Source organism: Cryptosporangium phraense (assembly GCF_006912135.1).
Lineage (GTDB): Bacteria > Actinomycetota > Actinomycetes > Mycobacteriales > Cryptosporangiaceae > Cryptosporangium > Cryptosporangium phraense.
Map to the genome: position 1 here is coordinate 1 of NZ_VIRS01000021.1, position 17,850 is coordinate 17,850.

Consider the following 17,850-nt stretch of genomic DNA (forward strand, 5'->3'; position numbering starts at 1 on the left):
GGGGGATTACCGTGGCGGGGAGTACCGAGATCGGAGAACAGAAAAGATGAGCCCTCGCACCATCGCCACCAGCAAACGCGTCGGCCAGGAGGAACTGCTCGATTTCATCCGGACCCGCCACCAGGCGATCCTGCTGACCCACCGCGCCGACGGCTCCCCCCAGATGTCCCCGGTCACCGCCGGCGTCGACGACGCCGGCCGGATCGTGATCTCGACCTACCCCGAGCGCGCCAAGGCGACGAACGTCCGGCGCAACCCCGACGTCAGCGTGCTGTTCCTGTCCGACGGGTTCTCCGACCCGTGGGTGCAGGTCGACGGCGACGGCGAGGTGCTCGACCTGCCCGAGGCCCTGGAGGCGTTCGTCGAGTACTTCCGGAACATCTCCGGCGAGCACCCGGACTGGGACGAGTACAAGGAAGCGATGGTGGCCCAGGGCAAGTGCCTGATCCGCATCACGCCGAGGCGGTCCGGGCCGGTCGCGACCGGTGGCTTCCCGGCCCGCCTCGCGGAGCAGTGATCACGGCTTGAGCAGCACCTTCGTCCAGCCGTCGGCGCGCTTGTCGAAGTTGTCGTACGCGTAGGCGGCCTCGTCGAGCTTGAGCTCGTGGGAGACGATCACCGACGGGGTCGCGCGGCCGTGGATGATCAGGTCGCGCAGCTCCCGGTTGTACTTCTTGACCGGGCACTGACCGGACGCGATCGAGATCCCCTTGAAGAACGCCTCGCCGTAGTTGAACGCGATGCGGCCCTCCTTGGCGCTCTCGGTCGCGGCGTCCGGGTCGGACGGGTTGTAGACGCCGACGACGCCGATGTGGCCGGTCGCGCGGACGGCCTTGACCAGGTTGTCGAGCACCATCTCGGGGTGCTCCTCGCCGGCCGCGTCGTGCGCCTGGTAGCCGACGGCCTCCACGCCGCAGTCGACGCCGAATCCGTCGGTGGCGTCGAGGATCGCGTCGGCCGGGTCGACGTCGGCGAGGTTGATCGGGGTCGCGCCGAGCTGCTCGGCCAGCGTCAGCCGGTCGGTCTGCTTGTCGACGACGAACACCTGGTAGGCGCCCCGCAGCAACGCGCTGTAGGCGGCCATCAGGCCGACCGGACCGGCGCCGAAGACCGCGACCGACGTCCCCGGCCGGACCTGGGCCAGCTCGGTGCCGTGGTAGCCGGTGGGGAAGATGTCGGACAGCATCGTGAAGTCGTTCTCGAAGTCGCTGCCGGCCGGGAGCTCGAGCAGGTTGAAGTCCGCCCACGGCACGCGCAGGAGCTCGGCCTGGCCGCCCCAGTAGCCGCCCATGTTCGGGTAGCCGTAGCCCGCGCCCGGATCCCCGGACGGGTTCGCGCGCAGGCAGGCCGAGGTGAAGCCGTCGTTGCAGTTGCGGCAGGTGCCGCAGGCCAGGTTGAACGGCACCGAGACGCGGTCGCCGACCTTGATCCGGTTCACGCCGGGGCCGACCTCCTCGACGACGCCCATGTTCTCGTGGCCGAGGACCATGCCCGCCTCGAGCGGGGCGCGCCCTTCGTACGGGTGCAGGTCGGAGCCGCAGATGTTCGCGGTCGTGATCCGGACGATCGCGTCGAGCGGCGCCTCGATCGTCGGGTCGGGCACGTTCTCGACCGCGACGTCGTAGGGGCCTTTGAAGACGACGGCTTTCATGGACGTTCCTCTCGTCGGGTCCGGGGGCAGTACCCGGGCTGCCGCGCTCCACGCCGTGATCGAGGCCGCGGTTAGCGGGACCCTCGCCGGGTAGATGGAGGCATGCTGACTGCGCTCCTGCGCGGGGCGGCCGCGGGTGCGGCCGGTACCACCGCGCTGAATGCCGCCACCTACCTCGACATGTCCTGGCGGGGGCGGCCGTCGAGCAGCGCGCCCGAGGACACGGTCGAGAAGATCGCCGGCGACCTCGGCCACCCGGTGCCCGGCGACCCCGACACCCGAGGCAACCGGCTGACCGGCCTCGGTGCGCTCTCCGGGATCCTGACCGGCGTCGGGATCGGCGCGGTGGCCGGCGTGCTGCACCGGGCCGGGCTCCGGCGCCTGCCGGCCGCGCTCGGCGCGGTCGTGGTCGGTGGCGCGGCGATGGCGTCGACCGACGCGTCGATGGCCCGCCTGGGGATCAGCGACCCGCGGACCTGGTCGACCGCCGACTGGCTCAGCGACGCCCTCCCGCACCTCGCCTACGGCGCGGTGACCTGGGCCGTCCTCGACGCGCTCACCGAGGCCCATCGGGATTGACGATCGATCGGCCCGGCCGGATCGTGGTCGCGTGCAGATCGAAGCCGTCGAGTTCGAGGAGCTCTTCCAGGCCGTTTACCTGGCGTTCCACCGTCGGGACGGGAAGCGTTCGGAGATGTCCGGGGCGTCGCGGGCGGTCCTGACCCACCTCGCGATGAGTGGGCCGCTGACCGTCGGCGAGGCCGCGCTCCACCTCGACCGGGCCCAGTCGGTCGTCAGCGACATCGTCACCCAGCTGGAGGCCAAAGGCCTCCTGGAACGCGAACGCGACCCGTCCGATCGACGCCGGACGCTGGTCTGGCTGACGGGCACTGCACCGACGCGGACGGCGCCCTGCAGTCGTTCGACGAGCGGTTCGCCCGCATGACGGCCTGGCAGGAACGCCGTAACCCGGAGGCGCCGCGCGCGCAGATCGAGGCCGAGACGCTCGCGTACCTGGCGACGATGCCGGCCTGGCGCGACCACCCGCGAGTCGCTAGGGGATGACGACGGCGGCGGTGGCGTCGTCGTGGCCCTTGCGGCGGCGGCCGGACCGCTCGCGGGACTCGGGCGGGAGCTGCTCGCGCTCGGCCGTCCGCACGGCCCGGATCAGGCTGCCCGGTCCGTCGGTGCGCAGGTGCGCGAGCAGGTCACCCCAGGTGCCGAGGCCGAGCACGTCGGTGTAGCGGCTGGCCCCGTCGGTCAGCACGGCCGCGGACCGTACGTCGGGGCGGGGGACCGACCCGGTCAGCGCGTGCGCGGCCGCCTCCGGCACGGTCGAGGCGACCCAGAACCCGCCGTCGTGGTTCCGCGCTTTCCGCACGGTCGCGTTCGAGTAGTCCGGCAGGAACGCGCTGCGCTCGTCGTTGATCACGACCGGTTCCACCTCGCCGACGTCGACGAGCACCGGACTGTCGGCGAGGACGAGGTAGTCGTACGACGCTGCGCCGGCTCGCAGGATCGCCACGGTCGACGACGGGGAGTCCGGGCTGTCCAGGTCACACGCGTCGCCGTGCTCGTCTCGCGTCCGCAGGATGGCGTCGGCCAGAACGTCGGAGAGCCCGGCCTCGGGCCGGAGGACGAGCGCGCCGGAGAGCGCGGCGGCGAGCCGCCGGACCAGCCAGGGCACGCCGTGGGTGCACCCGGAGTCGACGCCCGCGGCCGGCGTGGCGCCGTCGAGCATCACGACCCAGTCGGGTCCGACGACGACGAAGTCCTCGTTGAGGTGACCGGGGGCGGGGTCGCTGGCGACGGTGATCTGCACTCACCCAGGTTGACGGGTTTCCGGGGCTTCCCGCGGACGGGAGACCCCGGGATCGCGTGAATTCGCGGCGACGCGGTCGATCGCGCGGAGCGCGGGGAGCGCGGCCAGGCCGATCAGGATCGTCGGGACGCCGCCGGCGATCAGCGACCAGCGGGCGCCGAACGTCTCGCCGATCCAGCCGACGATCGGCCCGCCGATCGGGGTGCTGCCGCCCCAGGCCAGGGTCCACAGCGCCATCACCCGGCCGCGCATCTCCGGTGCGGCCGCGAGCTGGAGCGCGGTCTTGGCGATCGCGTTGAACGAGATGCTGCCGTAGCCGACGAACAGCATCGCGACCAGCGCCAGCGGCAGGGTCGGCGCGACCGCGGCCGCGGTGATCGCGACGCCCCAGCCGATGGCCGCGGTGCTCAGCGTGCGGGCCCGGCCGGGGTTGCCGCGGTAGGCGGTGATCAGCCCGCCGACGACCGCCCCGACGCCCATCATCGACGCCATCCAGCCGTAGGTGCGGGCGTCGCCGCCGAACGTCTCGCGGGCGATCAGCGGGAGCGTGACCTGGAACTCCCAGGCCAGCGTGCCGATGACCGTGATCAGCACCAGCGGGACCAGCAGCTCCGGGGTGCCGGCCGCGTACCGGAGCCCGGCCCGGACCTGGCCGGGTTCCTTCCGGGCCGGCGGAGCGGGGTTCAGCCGGCTCGTCCGCATCAGCGCGAGCGTCAGCACGACCGCGGCGAACGAGGCCGCGTTGAGCGCGAAGCAGGTCGCGAACCCGAGCGCGGCGACGATCGCGCCGCCGGCGGCCGCGCCGAGCACGCGCGAAAAGTTGATCGAGACCGAGTTGAGCGTGACCGCGTTGGCCAGTTCCTCGCGCGGCACGACCTCGGGGATGAAGCTCTGCCGGGTCGGGTTGTCGAACGCGGTCAGGCAGCCCAGGGCCAGCGAGAGCAGGTAGACGCTCCACAGGCGGATCAGGCCGGTGGCGATCAGCAGCGCGAAGAGGCCGGCCAGCGCGCCCAGCAGGGTCTGGGTGAGGAAGATGAGGCGCCGCTTGTCGACCCGGTCGGCGACGACCCCGCCGAGCGGGCTGAGCAGCAGAACCGGCAGGAAGCGGATCGCGGTGGCCAGGCCGAGCTGGGTGCCGCTGCCGGTGAGGTGGAGGACCAGGAACGCGAGGGCGACGGCCTGCATCCAGGTGCCGGCCATCGAGATCAGCTGGCCGGTGAAGTAGAGGCGGTAGTTGCCGACGTGCAGTGAGCTGAAGATTCGGCTGGTGGGGGTCACGGGCGGTCGGCCAGGCGTTGGAGCAGGATGCCGGCGTGCTGGAGTTCGCGTTGTTCGTCGGGGGTGAGGGTGGCGTTGATCGCGTCGGCGAGCCAGGCGTCCTTGCCGCGGCGGTGTTCTTCGACGGCGTCTGCGCCGGTCGGGGTGGTGCGGAGGAGGATGCGGCGGCCGTCGCCGGTGTCGCGGTCGCGGGTGATGTAGTGGGCGGCGTCGAGTTCGCGGAGGGACGCGGCGACGTTGGAGCTGGTCATCTGGAGTTCGGTGGTGAGTTCGCCGGGGGTGATCGGGGCGTTGGCGCGGTGGATCGCGAAGAGTACCTGGCGGGCGGTGCGGGAGATGGGGCCGCCGCTGGTTTCGCGTCGCAACCGCCGCTGCAGCGCATTGACCTGCTGCCGCAATACGCGCACGTCGTCGTCGTTCACGCTCGCTATGCTACATAGCTATTTCGCATAGCGAATGACGCCGTCCGATCGTCTGAGGGTGAGCCCCGATCGGGTCGACTTGCCTCACCCTCAGCTGCAGGTCTACAAGGATTCGACGCCGGTGACGATCAGCATCACCTACGAGGTGACCGGCTCGGGCCGGGGTGACGGGGGGACGATCAGCTGCCGGATTCTTGCCGACGGCGTCGAGGTCGTGAAGAACACGGCCTCCGGGCCGTACTCGATCGTCACCTGTCAGGACCGGAACTGACGCCGGGCGGAACCGGCCGGGACCGGTTCCGCCCGGGGCCATCAGTGGCCGCCGAGGTGCTGGGCAGCCCGGTCCAGGAGCTCGCCGTGTTCGGCGATCACCGGGGCCGACGCCCGGGCCAGGGCCCTGACCGGCGCGGCCGAACCGCGCTCGAGCTCGGACTTTCCGAGCGCCATGGCCTTGTGGTGCGCGGTCATCTGGGTCGAGATCCACAGCCGGTCGAACGCCGGGCCGCAGGTCGCCCGGTAACGGGCGGCGAGCGCCCGCTGCTCGGCGTTCGGCCGGTCCGGCAAGGCGACGCCGAGGCGGCGCGCGACCGGGCGGAGCGAGGCGTCGAGGCGACTGTGGTCGCGGATCCAGCGGACGGCGAGCCGCTTCGTGACCGGCTGGGTCGCCTTCCGCAGCGCGATCCGGGCCGCGGTGATCTCGGCCAGGTTGGCCTGGTGCGCGCCCACCAGGAACGCCCGGTCCTGCGCGTTCACCGACGTGCCGGTCTGGGCGGCGGTGGCCGGGGCGCTGAAGCCGATCAGCGCGGCGACGAACGCCACCAGCAGTACCGCTAGCCGTCGACGTGCGGGTCGAGGGTGCATTGAGGACTCCTTGTGGTCGGGCTATGACCGCCCGCGATTGCCCGGCCATTGCGGTGCCACGCCCCGCTGCGTCGGTTGTGTTCGACCGCCGCACGGACGGCCCAGTCTTTGGCTGCTCGCCCGGCGACGGGCACGGACCTACGGGCGGTGGTTCGCCGGGCGGCGTGTCAATGACGGCGGTAGGGCCTCGGGAGGGGGAGGCCCCGGTCGGCGAGGACCGACCGGAGGCGGTCGGGGTAGTCGGTGATGAGGCCGTCGACGCCGGCGTCGATGAGCGCGTTCATCGTGGCCTCGTCGTCGACGGTCCACGGGATCACCTTCAGGCCGGCCGCGTGCGCGCGCCGGACCAGGTCGGGCGTCGTGTACGGCTGGTAGCCGGGGTCGGTGACCTTCCCGTTCTGGGGGTTGCCGTGCACCGGGGAGATCGCGGACGCGCCGAACGACCGGGCCGCGGCGACGAGGTCGCCGCCGAAGTCGTCGATGTCGAGGCCGCCGAGCCAGGGCGACGCGCCCGGCTGACCGACCTGCAGGAAGTCGCCGTTGGTGAGCGCGACCAGCGGGAGCCGGGGCTCGACCTGGCGCATCCGCATCAGCGAGCCCCAGTCGAAGCTCCGGATCGTGACCTGGCGCAGCATCCCCCAGGCCCGGACCTGCCGGGCGACGACCTGCACGAACTGCTCCCGGGGAGCCGTCTCGGACGGGGCGCCGGCCTCGACCTTCGTCTCGACGTTCAGCTTCACGCCGTGCGCATGGTACCGCTTGACCAGCGCGAAGACCTCGGTCAGCAGCGGCATCCGGGCGCCCGGCGAGGCCTGCTGACCGGGGAAATCGGGCAGGGTCTTCGACCCGCAGTCGACGGTCCGGACCTGCGCCAGGATCAGCGTGTTCACGTACTTGCCGACGTACGGGTACTCCGGGTCGCCCGGCTTCGCCGGTCCGGTGTCCGCGCACTTCGCCGCGCTGATCTGCCGGTCGTGGGTGACGACCGCGGCTCCGTCCTGGGTGATCTGGACGTCCAGCTCGAGCGTCGTGACGCCGAGCTCGAGGGCCCGGGTGAACGACGCGATCGTGCTCTCGACGGTGAGTCCGATGCCGCCCCGGTGGGCCTGCAGATCGAACGCCCGGGGCTTGGCCTCGGCGGGGGTACCAGCGGCGGCGACGACGGCCAGCACGGTGGCTACGAGAAGGATGCGGCGCACGATGTGGAGGGTTCCGTCGGGGATGGACGGTCCTCTGACGATTGGCCCAAGAATCGACAAAAATGCCGTGAATTAATCTTGCGCAACCTCGAATTTGTGATTCACAAATTCGAGCGGAGCATCCATACTCTGAAAAGCAAGTGAACGTGCCACCCCCCTTGCGTCGGGAGGACGGATCATGCCCCTTCGCTCGCTCTCCAACTTCGCGGACGTGACTGTCCCGAGTGTCCGGTTGCAGCAGGTCCTGCGGACGTACTGCCGCAACCTCGACCCGTCCGGCATCGCCGACCTGCGGCTGAGCCTGGCCGACGGACGCTACCGGTGGCTGCACGACGAGCTGGCGACGGCGCTGGCCAGCTCGGTGTCGGCGACGTCCTGGTGGCAGGAGTCCGTTTCGGACCCGACGGCCGAGGTCCGGTCGGTGCTCGACGAGCAGCGGTACCTGTGGCGGTCGCTGTTCCCGGGAGAGGCCGTCCCGCGCCGGGCCTGACCCGGCGCGGTGAACGGCCTCAGTGCCAGGGGCCGGTGATGATGCAGGTCACGCCCGGGTACTGGACGTTGATGAACAGGTGGCGGCCGTCCCGGGTGAAGGCCGCGCCGGCGAGTTCGCTGGCTCCGACCGGGCCGGGCTTCGGGAAGTCCTCGGGGTTCCAGTAGTGCAGGTCCAGGGGCGCGATGACCTTGGCCAGGTCGGCGATCGTCCCGGACGGCGTCAGCACGCGGAGCCAGTTGTCGCCGCCGGCCTCGTCCTCGCCGTCGCCGTCCTCGGCCAGCAGCACCGAGCCGTCGGGCGCGACCGTGATCGTGTCCGGCTGGTTGAGCGTCTCCGGGTCCTTCGACTCGTAGAGGAGCCTCAGCCGGCCGGTGTCGTGGCCGGTCGGCTCGTAGCGCCAGACCTGGCCCTGCTCGGCGTCGCCGGCCTCGCTGGCGACGAACGTGACGCCGCCGTGGGCCCAGGCCGACCCCTCCAGGCCGAGGAACCGGGCCCCGCCCTTCGCCCGGCCCTGGGCGTAGACCGCGCCCGGGCCGTCCTCGGCGTCCGACGGGTCGGGCTCGTCGATGTCGACCCAGTGGGTGGTGAGCACCTCGCCGACGCGTTGCTCGGTCGCCGTGTCGTAGGCGGGCTCGCCGGTGATCGCGAGCATCTGCAGCCGGCCGCCCGCGGCCAGGTGGCCGGGCTTGCGCGGGACGAAGCGGTAGAAGCCGTCGCCCGGGTCGCCGTTGTCCTCGGTCATGTACGCGATGCCGGTGCGCGGGTCGATCGGTGCGGTCTCGTGCTCGAACCGGCCCATCGCCTTGAGCGGAACCGGTTCGACCGGGCCTCTGGCGTGCGCAGGGACCTCGAAGACGTAGCCGTGCGGCTTCTCGTAGCCGGCCTTGACCCCGTCGGTGGTCTCCTCGCAGGACAGCCAGGAGCCCCACGGCGTCGCCGCGCCGCTGCAGTTCGACAGCGTCCCGTTGAGGACGAGGAAGCTCTCGCGGACGTGGCCGGTCTCGACGTCGACCAGCGACGACGTGCAGCCGGCCGGGGCCGCCCGGTCGTAGGCCCGCGCCGGGCCGAGAGCCTTCTTGGTGACGCCGGGGATGTCGAGGTCGAGCTCGTGATTGCGGATGACGCGGACGGATCCGTGGCCGGCCGGGAACAGTGCCTGGCCGTCGTGGGCGCGCGGGGTGGGGAGCCCGTCGCTCATCCGGGTGCCGGCGACGCCGAACTTCACGTAGGAGAACCCGCGGGGGAGCGCGAGCTCGGGCCCGGCGGCGCGGAGCGGACCGTAGCCCCCCGCCCCGGCCGGGGCGCCACCGGCTGGGGCGCCGCCGGCCGGAACACCCGCGCTGGCCGCGGCGTCGGCCGCGGCCGACGCGGTGAACGCGCCGCCCAGGGTTCCACCCACCAATCCCAGCCCGGACAGCGCCAGCATCGTGCGTCTGTCGATCGTCATGGCTAACCTCCCAGTCTCAGCCCTGAACGACACGCTCGTCCGTTCGAGCCGCCCCGGCGAGGGCGGATACCGAGGTTTCAGACGGCGTTCGCCCTTGATCTCCTTTGCTATCCGGACGTACCTGTTCAGATATGTCGGTGTCCTCGGCATACTGGGTCGTCCGGTCGGGCGTTGCTGTGGCCGGTAGAACGCCGCCTCGAGTGCGGCACGGTCTCGCGTCGGCGGTGACGTCGGCGAGTTACGCGGGATGGCGCTCCAAGCGCCGATTCACTCAAGAGAACATGGCGACGGTCCTGGGCCTGCCGCCCGACCATCCCCGGGTCCGGCGCACCGCGCTGCGCTCCTGGAGCAACTACGGACGCACGGCGGCCGGGCTGATCTGCCTGCCCTACGTCGACATGGCCGACGTCGATGCGCGCACCCACGACCTGACCGACGACCGGACCTGGCGGGAGAACCTGCAGGACGCGATGGCGCCCGGCCGTGGCGCGCTGATCGCGACCGGCCACTTCGGAAGCTGGGACCTGGCCGGGGCGATCGCCGCCCGGCACGTGCCGCTGTCCGCTATCGCCGACACGTTCTCCGACCCCGGGATCAACCGGCTGCTGCAGAGCCACCGGCGGGACAAGCAGGTCGAGATCATCCCGGTCGAGGGCGCAGTGCGGAAGGTGCTCCGTGAACTGAAGGAGGCGCGGGCGGTCGCGATCGTGATCGACCGGCCGGTCACCCGGGAGCGGGGCGTCGAGGTCACGTTCTTCGGGCGGCGGACGTACGTGCCGGCCGGGGCGGCCGCGATGGCGGTGAAGTCCGGGGCGGCGATCATGCCGGGGTACGTCTGGTACGCGGCGCGCGGCCATTACAACATCCGGGCGTTCCCGCCGATCTTCCCGCGTCCGGTGCACGGGGCCGAGGAGCGGGCCCAGGAGATCCAGCGGCTGACCCAGTACCTGTTCGACTGCCAGGAGGCGGTCGTGCGTCAGTGCCCGACGCAGTGGTTCATGTTCCGTCGCTTCTGGCCCGCCGGTTCGGACGCGTCCGCCGAGGGCGGCGCGGAGGTCCGAGCGGCCTGAGGCGGACGTCAGCCCGTCGCGCGTTCGGCGCGGCGGCGGCGGGCGATCCTCCGTGGGGGGTCGACGAACCAGCTCCAGGCGCACTGGGCCACGTACGCGCCCGGATTCAGCCGCTGCGGCGGACGCTCCTGGCCGCCGGCGGTGACCGTCCGCCCGAGGACGGCCGCCCGTAGGTCCTCGGGCGACGACCCGGCGAACGTCGTGTACCCGGCCCCGATGTGCTGCCAGAAGTGCGCGTCGCTCGACCCGATCTCGGCCAGCCCCCACTCCGCGTTCGCGGTCCGCACCACCGCCCGCTGGGCCGCGTTGGCCGGCGACGGGTTGTACAGCTCGAGCCCGTCGATCACGTAACCGGACGACAGCAGCGCCTCGATCTTCCGGCGCGACAGGCTCGGCACCAGCCGCCCGAGCGGGTGCGGCACGACCACCAGCCCGCCCTGGGCCTTGATCTCGTCGATGCTCTCCTCGACCGGGCGCATCGGCTTCGGCGCCCGCTCGACGAACAGCCCGATCAGGTGCCCGCTGCGCGTCGACACCTCGACGCCGGTGATCAGCGCCGGACCCCCGGGTTCGAGCAGCTCGGCGACCCGCTTCGCGCCTTCGAGGTGGTCGTGATCGGTCACCGCGATCACCGACAGCTCGCGCCGGATCGCCTCCCGGACCAGCCGGGCCGGGCTCGTCCACCCGTCGCCGAGGTTCGTGTGCAGGTGCAGGTCCGCGCGGCTCACCGCGGCAGCGTACGAGGTGCCCCGTGAGGTTCGTCATGGGTGTTCTGTGAACGACTCCCGAATCCTCGTGCGTTCACGCACGGGCGCGGGGCCCGGCCGGCCGAGAGCCTGGAGTCATGAACGCCATCGACGTGCGCGACCTGACGCGCACCTACAAATCCGGCGCGGAAGCGGTCCGGGGGATCAGCTTCTCGGTGCCGCCCGGGCAGGTATTCGGGCTGCTGGGCACCAACGGGGCGGGCAAGACCTCGACGATGGACGTGATCGCCGGGCTCGCCGCGCCGACCAGCGGCTCGGTCCGCGTGCTCGGTCACGACCCGATCCGCGAGCGCCGGGCGGTGCGGCACCGCACCGGCGTCGTCCTGCAGTCGGGCGGCTTACCCGGCGAGCTCACGGTCGCCGAGGCCGTCCGGATGTGGGCGGGCACGATGCGCCGGCCCCGGCCGGCGTCCGAATCGATCGACGCGGTGGACCTGACGGCCAAGGCCGGCGTCCCGATCAAGAGTCTGTCCGGCGGGGAGCGCCGGCGTCTGGACCTCGCCGTCGCCCTCCTGGGCCGGCCGGAACTCCTGATGCTCGACGAGCCCACCACCGGGCTGGACGCGGAGAGCAGGCGGTCGGTCTGGACGCTGGTCCGCGGCCTGGTCGACGGCGGGACCGCGGTGCTGCTCACCACCCACCACCTGGAGGAGGCTGAGGAGCTCTCGGACTCGCTGGCGATCCTGCACCGCGGCCGGATCGTCGCCGAGGGCACCCTCGACGAGGTCGTCGCGACCTACCGGGCCGAGATCCGCTTCGGCGCGTCGGCCGGCCGGCCGCCGGCCGGGGTCCTCGCCGACGGCGAGGCCGTCGAGATCGAGGGCCGCCACGTCGTCATCCGCACCGGCAGCCTGCAGCGGACGCTCGGCCGCGTCCTGTACTGGGCGGACGGCGCCGGGCTGGCCCTGCCCGAGCTGCGCGCGACGCCCGCCTCGCTGGAAACCGCGTTCCTGGCCCTGGCCCGGGGCACCGAGACTCTGGAGGCTGCATCATGACCGCTTTATCGAGGACCTGGTCGCTCGGGCGGGCGGAAGTGCTGCTGCTGCGCCGCAACAAGACGCTGCTGTTCACCGCGCTGCTGGTGCCGCTCGGGCTGATCGGGCTGCTGGCCGGCGTTCAGGACGGCGACCTGGACGACGAGGCGGCCCGGGGCATGGCGAGCATGTTCACCGGCACCGTGCTGCTGTTCGTCGTCTTCTACACGATCCTGAGCAGCTCGGTCGCCCGCCGGGAGGAGGGCGTGCTGCAACGCCTGCGGACCGGCGAGGCCGCCGACGCCGAGATCCTGACCTCGATGGCGCTGCCCGGGGTGGCCGTCGCACTCGTCCAGATCGTGCTGTTCGGCGTCGTCGGCGCCGCCGTGCTCGGCCTGCCGGTGCCGTCGAGCCCGGTCGTCGTGCTGGTCGCGGTGCTGCTCGGTGCGGTCGTGCTGGCGATGCTCGGGCTGCTCACCGCGATCATCTCCCGGACCGTGGAGTCCGTGCAGATCACCAGCCTGCCCGTGCTCGCGGTCTGCCTGGCCGGCGCCGGTCTGGTGGTGCCGCTGGACGCGATGCCCGACGCGCTCGAGCGGATCTGCGGGTTCACGCCGCTGGCCCCGGTGCTGACGCTGGTGCGGGACGGCTGGGTCGGGCCGCTGGACTGGGCCGGCGCGGCCGGTCAGGCCGGGATCCTGGTGGCCTGGGCCGTGGTCGGCGCGGTGGCGATCCGAGCATCGTTCCGCTGGTCACCAAGGGCATGATCGTCACCATGAACCCGATGCGGTGGTGGCGCAGCAGCGACGACCTCACCCGGGTCGTCGTGTACACCCGGACGTCGATGCTGCCGCTGGTCGCCGTCGGCCCGTTCATCCTGGTGGCGGCGGCCGGGACGCAGGTCGGCGAGATCTCGCCCGGGCCGCTGGTCGCGCTGGTCGCGGTCGTCGTCGCGGTGTCGCTGATCGTGCTCTACGTGCTCGACGGCCAGATCATGGGCCGGCCGCTGAGCCGGCGGGACGTCGGGCTCTGGGTCGGCTCGGTGGTGGTCGCGACCGTGGCGATCGTGGTGCTGCCGGCCGGCGACGTGCGCGGGCCCGGGCTGGTGATGATCGGGGCTTTCGCGATCGCACCGCTGGGCGGGTTCGGGGCCCGGTGGTACGTCCCGGCCGGGCTCGTCGTCGCGCTGGCGATCGCGCTGCAGTCGGACGTCCGGGACCAGCCGTCCCGGGTCGCGTCGCTGACGTTCCAGATGCTGTGGATCTTCCTCGCCGTCGCGTGGGCCGTGCAGGCGTCGCTCTGGCTGGTGAAGGTCGTCCGGCGGCTGGCCGACGCCGACCGGACGCGGGCCGAGCTGGCGGTCGCCGAGGAGCGGCTGCGATTCGCCCGGGACCTGCACGACATCGTCGGCCGAGACCTGTCGGCGATCGCGGTCACCAGCGACCTGGTCGCCGAGCTGGCCCGGCGCGGCCGGCCGGAGGCGGCCGAGCGGGCCGAGGAGGTCCGGACGATCGCCCAGGAATCGCTCCGGCAGGTGCGGGCCGCGGTGCGCGGGTACCGGGCGATCGACCTGCGGGTCGAGCTCGAGGGGTCGGCCGCGCTGCTGCGGTCGGCCGGGGTGACGAGCCGGGTCACCGCGCAGATCGGGGAGCTCCCGGACGACGTCCGGACCGCGGCCGCGTGGGTGGTCCGCGAGGGCGTGACGAACGTGGTGCGGCACTCGGCCGCGACCGTGTGCCGGATCGAGGTGCGGGAGGACGACGGCGTGGTGCGGGTCCGGATGGAGAACGACGGGGCCCGGGGGCCGATCGGCACCGGCTCGGGCCTGACCGGCCTCACCGAGCGCCTGCGGCCGCTCGGCGGCGCGCTGTCGTTCTCGCAGGCCGACGGCGTGTTCGTGCTCGAGGCCTCGGTGCCGGTGACGGTCGGGGTGCCGGCGTGATCCGGGTGCTGCTGGCCGACGACGAGAACCTGGTGCGGAGCGCGATCGCCGGGCTGCTGGAGCTGCAGGACGGGCTGGTGGTGGTGGCCCAGGCGGCGTCGGGCACCGAGGCGATCGCGATGGCAGCCAAGGAGCTCCCCGACGTCGCGGTCCTCGACCTGCAGATGCCCGGGGCCGACGGGCTGGCCGCCGCGGCCCGGATCCACGCCGACGTCCCGGGCTGCGCGACGATGGTGCTCACCAGCCACGGCCGCCCGGGCTACCTCAAACGGGCGCTCGAGATCGGGGTCCGCGGCTTCCTGCCCAAGACGTCGTCGGGCGCGGTCCTCGCGGCCGCGATCCGGACCGTCGCCGGCGGCGGCCGGTACGTCGACCCGGAGCTCGCCGCGGACGCGATCGCGGCCGGCGAGAGCCCGCTGACGCCCCGCGAGGCCGACGTGCTGGAGCTCGCCGCCGACGGCGCGACGATCGAGGAGATCGCGGTGCGGATCTCGCTCTCACCCGGGACCGTCCGGAATCACCTGTCGTCCGCGACCGGCAAATTGGGTGCGCAGAATCGGCACGAAGCGGTCGCTACCGCTCGGCGTTCCGGCTGGATCTAAGAGAAAGGCCACGATCACGTAACAATGTCGGTCCATACTGCGAGGACCGGACGGGGCGGCTTCAGGCGGTGGGTGCAGCATGCTGAATCGAGCAATCCACGTCGGAGCGGCGGTGATCGCGGCGTTAGCCCTGGTCCTCACCGGCGCCTGTGCCGAGCCGGAGTTCACCTACGTGAAGAACTCCGGCCAGAAGACCTACTTCAAGGTCCCGCACAACTGGCACGCGACCGCCACCAAGACGCTCGACGACGCGCTCAGCGGAACGAACACCGACTCGGCGGCGGCCGCGATGCGGCAGCAGTCCTGGTGGTCGGTCGCGTACGACGCGTCCGAGGACCCGGCCGCCGATCATCTGGTCACGCTGGGCCTCACCGACGAGCCGGTCGTCTACGCCCGGGTCGCGCCGCTGTCCGAGGAACAGCAGAGCAAGGTCTCGCTCGACCTGCTGCGCAACGCGTTCCTCCCGGTCACCGCCGACGCCCGCGAGGAAGCCGCGCAGACCCTCCCGCTCACCGGCTTCGAGCTGGTCCGCAACGAGGTGCTCACCCCGTCCGACGGGCTGCACGGCGTCCGCGTGGTCTTCGACTACGAGCTGGCCAACGGCGTCCTGCACACGTTCGACCAGACCGCGCTGGTCAACAACGCGGGAACCATGCTCTACCTGCTGATCATCCGGTGCTCGACCAGTTGCTATCGCGAGCGGTCGAGCGAGCTGGACACGATCGCGACGTCTTTCACGGTCAGGAGTAGCTCATGACGGACACCGTCGAAGGACTGCGGCCGCCGGAGGCGGGCCCCGGCGAGCGCGAGCGGATCACCCGCAAGCGGCTGCCGTTCTGGGACCGGATCAAGTTCCTGCTGCTGTTCGCGGTGGCGTGGTTCGCGCTGGTCTGGGCGGCGATGGCCGACAACCCGATCCTCCCGTTCCGCGACGCGCTCCTCGACGAGCTGCGCAGCGGGTTCGGGATCGCGCTCATGGTCCTGTTCGGGCTCGAGTTGCTGCGTCAGCTCCACTTCCTGGTCAGCGAGCACTGGTCGGGCTACCACCGGCTCTGGACCCGGGGGATCTTCGGCGGCACCGAGCGGCTGTCGCACCGGATGTTCTCGGACTGGACCCGGTTCCGGCTGATCCGGGTGTTCAAGTGGCTGCTGTTCATCGCGGTCGTCGCGGTGGTGCTCGCGTCGGTGCTCGACACCTCGCCGTTGATGGCGCTGTTCGCCATCCCGGCGATCCTGTGGCAAGCCGCGCCGATGTTCATCCAGGTCTTGTTCATCCTGTTCATCGCCGTCGGGCAGTTCGCGGCGATCTTCTGGTTCCTGTCCCGCGGTGGCGTCGAGGTCTATTACCCGGACGACGTCAAGACGCGCTTCGCCGACGTCTGGGGCCAGGACCACGTGCTCGAGCGGGTCAAGGAGAACATCGTCTACCTGGAGACCCCGGAGGCGATCGAGTCCAAGGGCGGCTACGTGCCCGGCGGCATCCTGCTGTGGGGGCCGCCCGGCACCGGCAAGACGCTGATGGCCGAGGCGGTCGCGGGCGAGACCGGCAAGCCGTACGTGTTCGTCGACCCGGGCGCGTTCATCAACATGTTCTTCGGCGTCGGGGTCCTGAAGGTGAAGGGGCTCTTCCGCAAGCTGCGCAAGCTCGCGCTCCGCTACGGCGGCGTCATCGTGTTCTTCGACGAGGCCGACTCGCTGGGCAACCGCGGTGCGCTGGCGCAGGGCGGCGGGTCGTTCCCGCGCGGCGGGATGACGCCTCCGGCGCCGTTCGCGGCGACCGGCTGTCACGGCTTCTCCTACTTGTCGGACGAGTCCCAGCTGCTGCTGACGCGTCAGGCGATGGCGGGTGGCCGACAGGACAAAGTGGTCATGGGCGGCGGCATGGGTGGCGGGGGCGGTGGCATGGGGACGCTCGAGGCGCTGCTCACCGAGCTGTCCGGGCTGAAGAAGCCGCGCGGATTCGTCAACCGGGTGGTCCGGCGGGCGCTGGGGATGCGGCCGAAGCCGCCGCCCAAGTACCGGATCCTGGTCATGATGGCGACGAACCTGCCCGAGGCGCTGGACGAGGCGCTGCTCCGGCCGGGCCGGATCGACCGGATCTACAAGGTCGGCTACCCGAGCAAGGCCGGCCGCGTGCGCACGTACATGGGCTATCTCGACAAGGTGAAGCACGAGCTGACCGAGGAGCAGGTCGACAAGCTCGCGACGATCACCCCGTACGCGACCGGCGCCACGATCAAGGACATGGTGAACGAGGCGCTGATCACTGCGGTCCGCGACGACCGCGACACGATCACCTGGCGGGACATCATCCGGGCCAAGCAGCTCAAGGAACTCGGGCCGGCCGAGAACGTCGAGTACATCGAGCGCGAGCGGCACGCCGTCGCGGTGCACGAGGCCTGTCACGCGGTGGTCGCGTACCGGACCCGGCACCACATGGAGATCGACATCGCGACGATCGAGAAGGGGTCTGGGTACCTGGGCATGGTCGCCTCGATCCCGCCCGAGGACCAGTTCACGACCTGGCGCAGCCACTACGAGTCCGACATCTACGTGTCGCTGGCGTCGCTGGCCGGCGAGCGGATGTTCTTCGACGGCGACAGCTCGTCGGGTGTCTCCGGCGACCTGGAGTCGGCGACCGCGGTGGCGACCAACATGGAGGGTGTCTGGGGGATGGGCACGACCGTGTCGTCCTACGGGTACTCCAGCCAGGTCGGCATCGGTTCGCCGGGCGGGCCGGGGAAGTCGGAGGACCTGAACGCGCGGAAGGCGCTGGCCGACCGGATCGAGGACAACCTCGCGCTCATGCTGGTGCGCACGGCCGAGATCCTGGAGGAGAACCGGCGCCAGGTGCTGTCGCTGGCGCACGCGCTGGAGACCCACAAGACGCTCACCGGCGAGGACGTCATCGCGGTGCTGGAGGGCCGGCCCGGGCCGCTGGTGGACGGATCGATCTACGGCAACACCGAGTTCACCGATCAGCTGGAGACGTACCACCGGGCGGCGCTCGACGCGCATCGCGGCCACGGCAAGCTCGCGGCGAGGATGCCGGACGCGTCGGGGCGGGAGCCGGTGAGCGTGGGGGCGGGAGACCAGGCGGCGGCGTCGGATTCGAGCATCTGGCGCCGACCGCCGTCGGCGAACGGCTCGGAGCCGGCGAAGGAGTAACCCGGCTCTTGTATCGGCGCCCCGCCGCCGGCCGGGCACTGCTGCGGACGGCGGTGCCGGGGTGGCGTCGACGCTGTTCCGGGCCGAGTTGAGGGAGGCCCTGAGGACCGGCCTCGCGCTCGAGCCTCGATTGCTGGTCGCGCGGGAGGCGCAC

Annotated in this window: 21 protein-coding genes; 13 read left to right on the plus strand and 8 right to left on the minus strand. The window is 71.9% G+C overall.

Annotation, left to right across the window (positions count from 1 at the left end; all coding sequences use genetic code 11):
* The first annotated feature begins 46 nt into the window (after window positions 1–46).
* Complete coding sequence (locus FL583_RS26655; RefSeq protein WP_142707582.1) at window positions 47–517, plus strand: PPOX class F420-dependent oxidoreductase; 471 nt, start codon at window positions 47–49, stop codon at window positions 515–517.
* Here FL583_RS26655 and FL583_RS26660 read toward each other — a convergent pair whose 3' ends face one another.
* Entirely contained in the window at window positions 518–1,651 is a 1,134-nt protein-coding gene (locus FL583_RS26660; protein ID WP_142707583.1) for a glutathione-independent formaldehyde dehydrogenase, read from the minus strand. It lies immediately after the preceding gene.
* Between the two features lie 102 nt (window positions 1,652–1,753).
* Between FL583_RS26660 and FL583_RS26665 the strand changes: the two genes are divergently transcribed.
* From FL583_RS26665 to FL583_RS42530, 3 genes are read left to right on the plus strand one after another with little or no spacing between them, the layout of a single operon-like run.
* Window positions 1,754–2,230, plus strand: coding sequence for a hypothetical protein (locus tag FL583_RS26665; RefSeq protein WP_142707584.1), 477 nt, complete (start codon window positions 1,754–1,756; stop codon window positions 2,228–2,230).
* A gap of 31 nt (window positions 2,231–2,261) precedes the next feature.
* Window positions 2,262–2,597 carry a MarR family winged helix-turn-helix transcriptional regulator gene (locus FL583_RS26670; protein ID WP_142707585.1) on the plus strand — a complete coding sequence of 112 codons (336 nt, stop codon included), beginning with the start codon at window positions 2,262–2,264 and terminating at the stop codon, window positions 2,595–2,597.
* Entirely contained in the window at window positions 2,594–2,716 is a 123-nt protein-coding gene (locus FL583_RS42530; RefSeq protein WP_276611641.1) for a hypothetical protein, read from the plus strand. Before FL583_RS26670 ends, FL583_RS42530 begins: the two co-directional genes overlap by 4 nt.
* Here FL583_RS42530 and FL583_RS26675 read toward each other — a convergent pair.
* Genes FL583_RS26675 through FL583_RS26685 form a run of 3 tightly spaced genes read right to left on the minus strand, consistent with a single transcriptional unit; the run spans window position 2,706 to window position 5,173 of the window.
* Window positions 2,706–3,473 (minus strand): protein phosphatase 2C domain-containing protein, encoded by a 768-nt coding sequence (locus FL583_RS26675; protein WP_142707586.1) that lies wholly within the window; start codon window positions 3,471–3,473, stop codon window positions 2,706–2,708. The genes FL583_RS42530 and FL583_RS26675 overlap by 11 nt on opposite strands.
* Window positions 3,474–4,751 (minus strand): MFS transporter, encoded by a 1,278-nt coding sequence (locus tag FL583_RS26680; protein ID WP_170323881.1) that lies wholly within the window; start codon window positions 4,749–4,751, stop codon window positions 3,474–3,476.
* Window positions 4,748–5,173 carry a MarR family winged helix-turn-helix transcriptional regulator gene (locus tag FL583_RS26685; RefSeq protein WP_170323882.1) on the minus strand — a complete coding sequence of 142 codons (426 nt, stop codon included), beginning with the start codon at window positions 5,171–5,173 and terminating at the stop codon, window positions 4,748–4,750. The genes FL583_RS26680 and FL583_RS26685 overlap by 4 nt, the downstream gene beginning before the upstream one ends.
* 58 nt (window positions 5,174–5,231) lie before the next feature.
* Here FL583_RS26685 and FL583_RS26690 point away from each other — a divergent pair, with 58 nt between their 5' ends.
* Entirely contained in the window at window positions 5,232–5,444 is a 213-nt protein-coding gene (locus tag FL583_RS26690; RefSeq protein WP_142707589.1) for a hypothetical protein, read from the plus strand.
* Window positions 5,445–5,485: 41 nt separating this feature from the next.
* On the opposite strand, the gene FL583_RS26695 is transcribed toward FL583_RS26690, so the two are convergent.
* Window positions 5,486–6,034, minus strand: a complete 549-nt coding sequence (locus FL583_RS26695; protein ID WP_142707590.1) for a DUF4142 domain-containing protein — start codon at window positions 6,032–6,034, stop codon at window positions 5,486–5,488.
* 167 nt (window positions 6,035–6,201) lie between these two features.
* Window positions 6,202–7,236 carry a glycerophosphodiester phosphodiesterase family protein gene (locus FL583_RS26700; protein ID WP_142707716.1) on the minus strand — a complete coding sequence of 345 codons (1,035 nt, stop codon included), beginning with the start codon at window positions 7,234–7,236 and terminating at the stop codon, window positions 6,202–6,204.
* Between the two features lie 175 nt (window positions 7,237–7,411).
* Here FL583_RS26700 and FL583_RS26705 point away from each other — a divergent pair, with 175 nt between their 5' ends.
* Window positions 7,412–7,723, plus strand: coding sequence for a hypothetical protein (locus FL583_RS26705; RefSeq protein WP_142707591.1), 312 nt, complete (start codon window positions 7,412–7,414; stop codon window positions 7,721–7,723).
* 19 nt (window positions 7,724–7,742) lie between these two features.
* Here FL583_RS26705 and FL583_RS26710 read toward each other — a convergent pair whose 3' ends face one another.
* A complete protein-coding gene (locus FL583_RS26710) occupies window positions 7,743–9,173 on the minus strand; it encodes an alkaline phosphatase PhoX (protein ID WP_170323883.1) in 1,431 nt (476 codons plus the stop codon).
* 131 nt (window positions 9,174–9,304) lie between these two features.
* Between FL583_RS26710 and FL583_RS26715 the strand changes: the two genes are divergently transcribed.
* The gene (locus FL583_RS26715; RefSeq protein ID WP_142707592.1) at window positions 9,305–10,243 is read left to right on the plus strand and encodes a lysophospholipid acyltransferase family protein; all 939 of its coding nucleotides are present in this window, start codon (window positions 9,305–9,307) and stop codon (window positions 10,241–10,243) included.
* A gap of 8 nt (window positions 10,244–10,251) precedes the next feature.
* On the opposite strand, the gene FL583_RS26720 is transcribed toward FL583_RS26715, so the two are convergent.
* Window positions 10,252–10,971, minus strand: coding sequence for a PHP-associated domain-containing protein (locus FL583_RS26720; RefSeq protein WP_142707593.1), 720 nt, complete (start codon window positions 10,969–10,971; stop codon window positions 10,252–10,254).
* 116 nt (window positions 10,972–11,087) lie between these two features.
* Here FL583_RS26720 and FL583_RS26725 point away from each other — a divergent pair, with 116 nt between their 5' ends.
* From FL583_RS26725 to FL583_RS26750, 6 genes are all read left to right on the plus strand, one after another.
* Complete coding sequence (locus FL583_RS26725; RefSeq protein WP_142707594.1) at window positions 11,088–12,005, plus strand: ABC transporter ATP-binding protein; 918 nt, start codon at window positions 11,088–11,090, stop codon at window positions 12,003–12,005.
* The gene (locus FL583_RS26730; protein ID WP_142707595.1) at window positions 12,002–12,751 is read left to right on the plus strand and encodes an ABC transporter permease; all 750 of its coding nucleotides are present in this window, start codon (window positions 12,002–12,004) and stop codon (window positions 12,749–12,751) included. The genes FL583_RS26725 and FL583_RS26730 overlap by 4 nt, the downstream gene beginning before the upstream one ends.
* Before the next feature lie 8 nt (window positions 12,752–12,759).
* Complete coding sequence (locus FL583_RS42535; protein ID WP_142707596.1) at window positions 12,760–13,926, plus strand: sensor histidine kinase; 1,167 nt, start codon at window positions 12,760–12,762, stop codon at window positions 13,924–13,926.
* Window positions 13,923–14,528 (plus strand): response regulator transcription factor, encoded by a 606-nt coding sequence (locus FL583_RS26740; protein WP_142707597.1) that lies wholly within the window; start codon window positions 13,923–13,925, stop codon window positions 14,526–14,528. Before FL583_RS42535 ends, FL583_RS26740 begins: the two co-directional genes overlap by 4 nt.
* 79 nt (window positions 14,529–14,607) lie before the next feature.
* Window positions 14,608–15,285: a hypothetical protein gene (locus FL583_RS26745; protein ID WP_142707598.1), complete on the plus strand. Its 678-nt coding sequence runs from the start codon at window positions 14,608–14,610 to the stop codon at window positions 15,283–15,285.
* Complete coding sequence (locus tag FL583_RS26750) at window positions 15,282–17,696, plus strand: AAA family ATPase (RefSeq protein ID WP_142707599.1); 2,415 nt, start codon at window positions 15,282–15,284, stop codon at window positions 17,694–17,696. Before FL583_RS26745 ends, FL583_RS26750 begins: the two co-directional genes overlap by 4 nt.
* The last annotated feature ends 154 nt before the right edge of the window (window positions 17,697–17,850 follow it).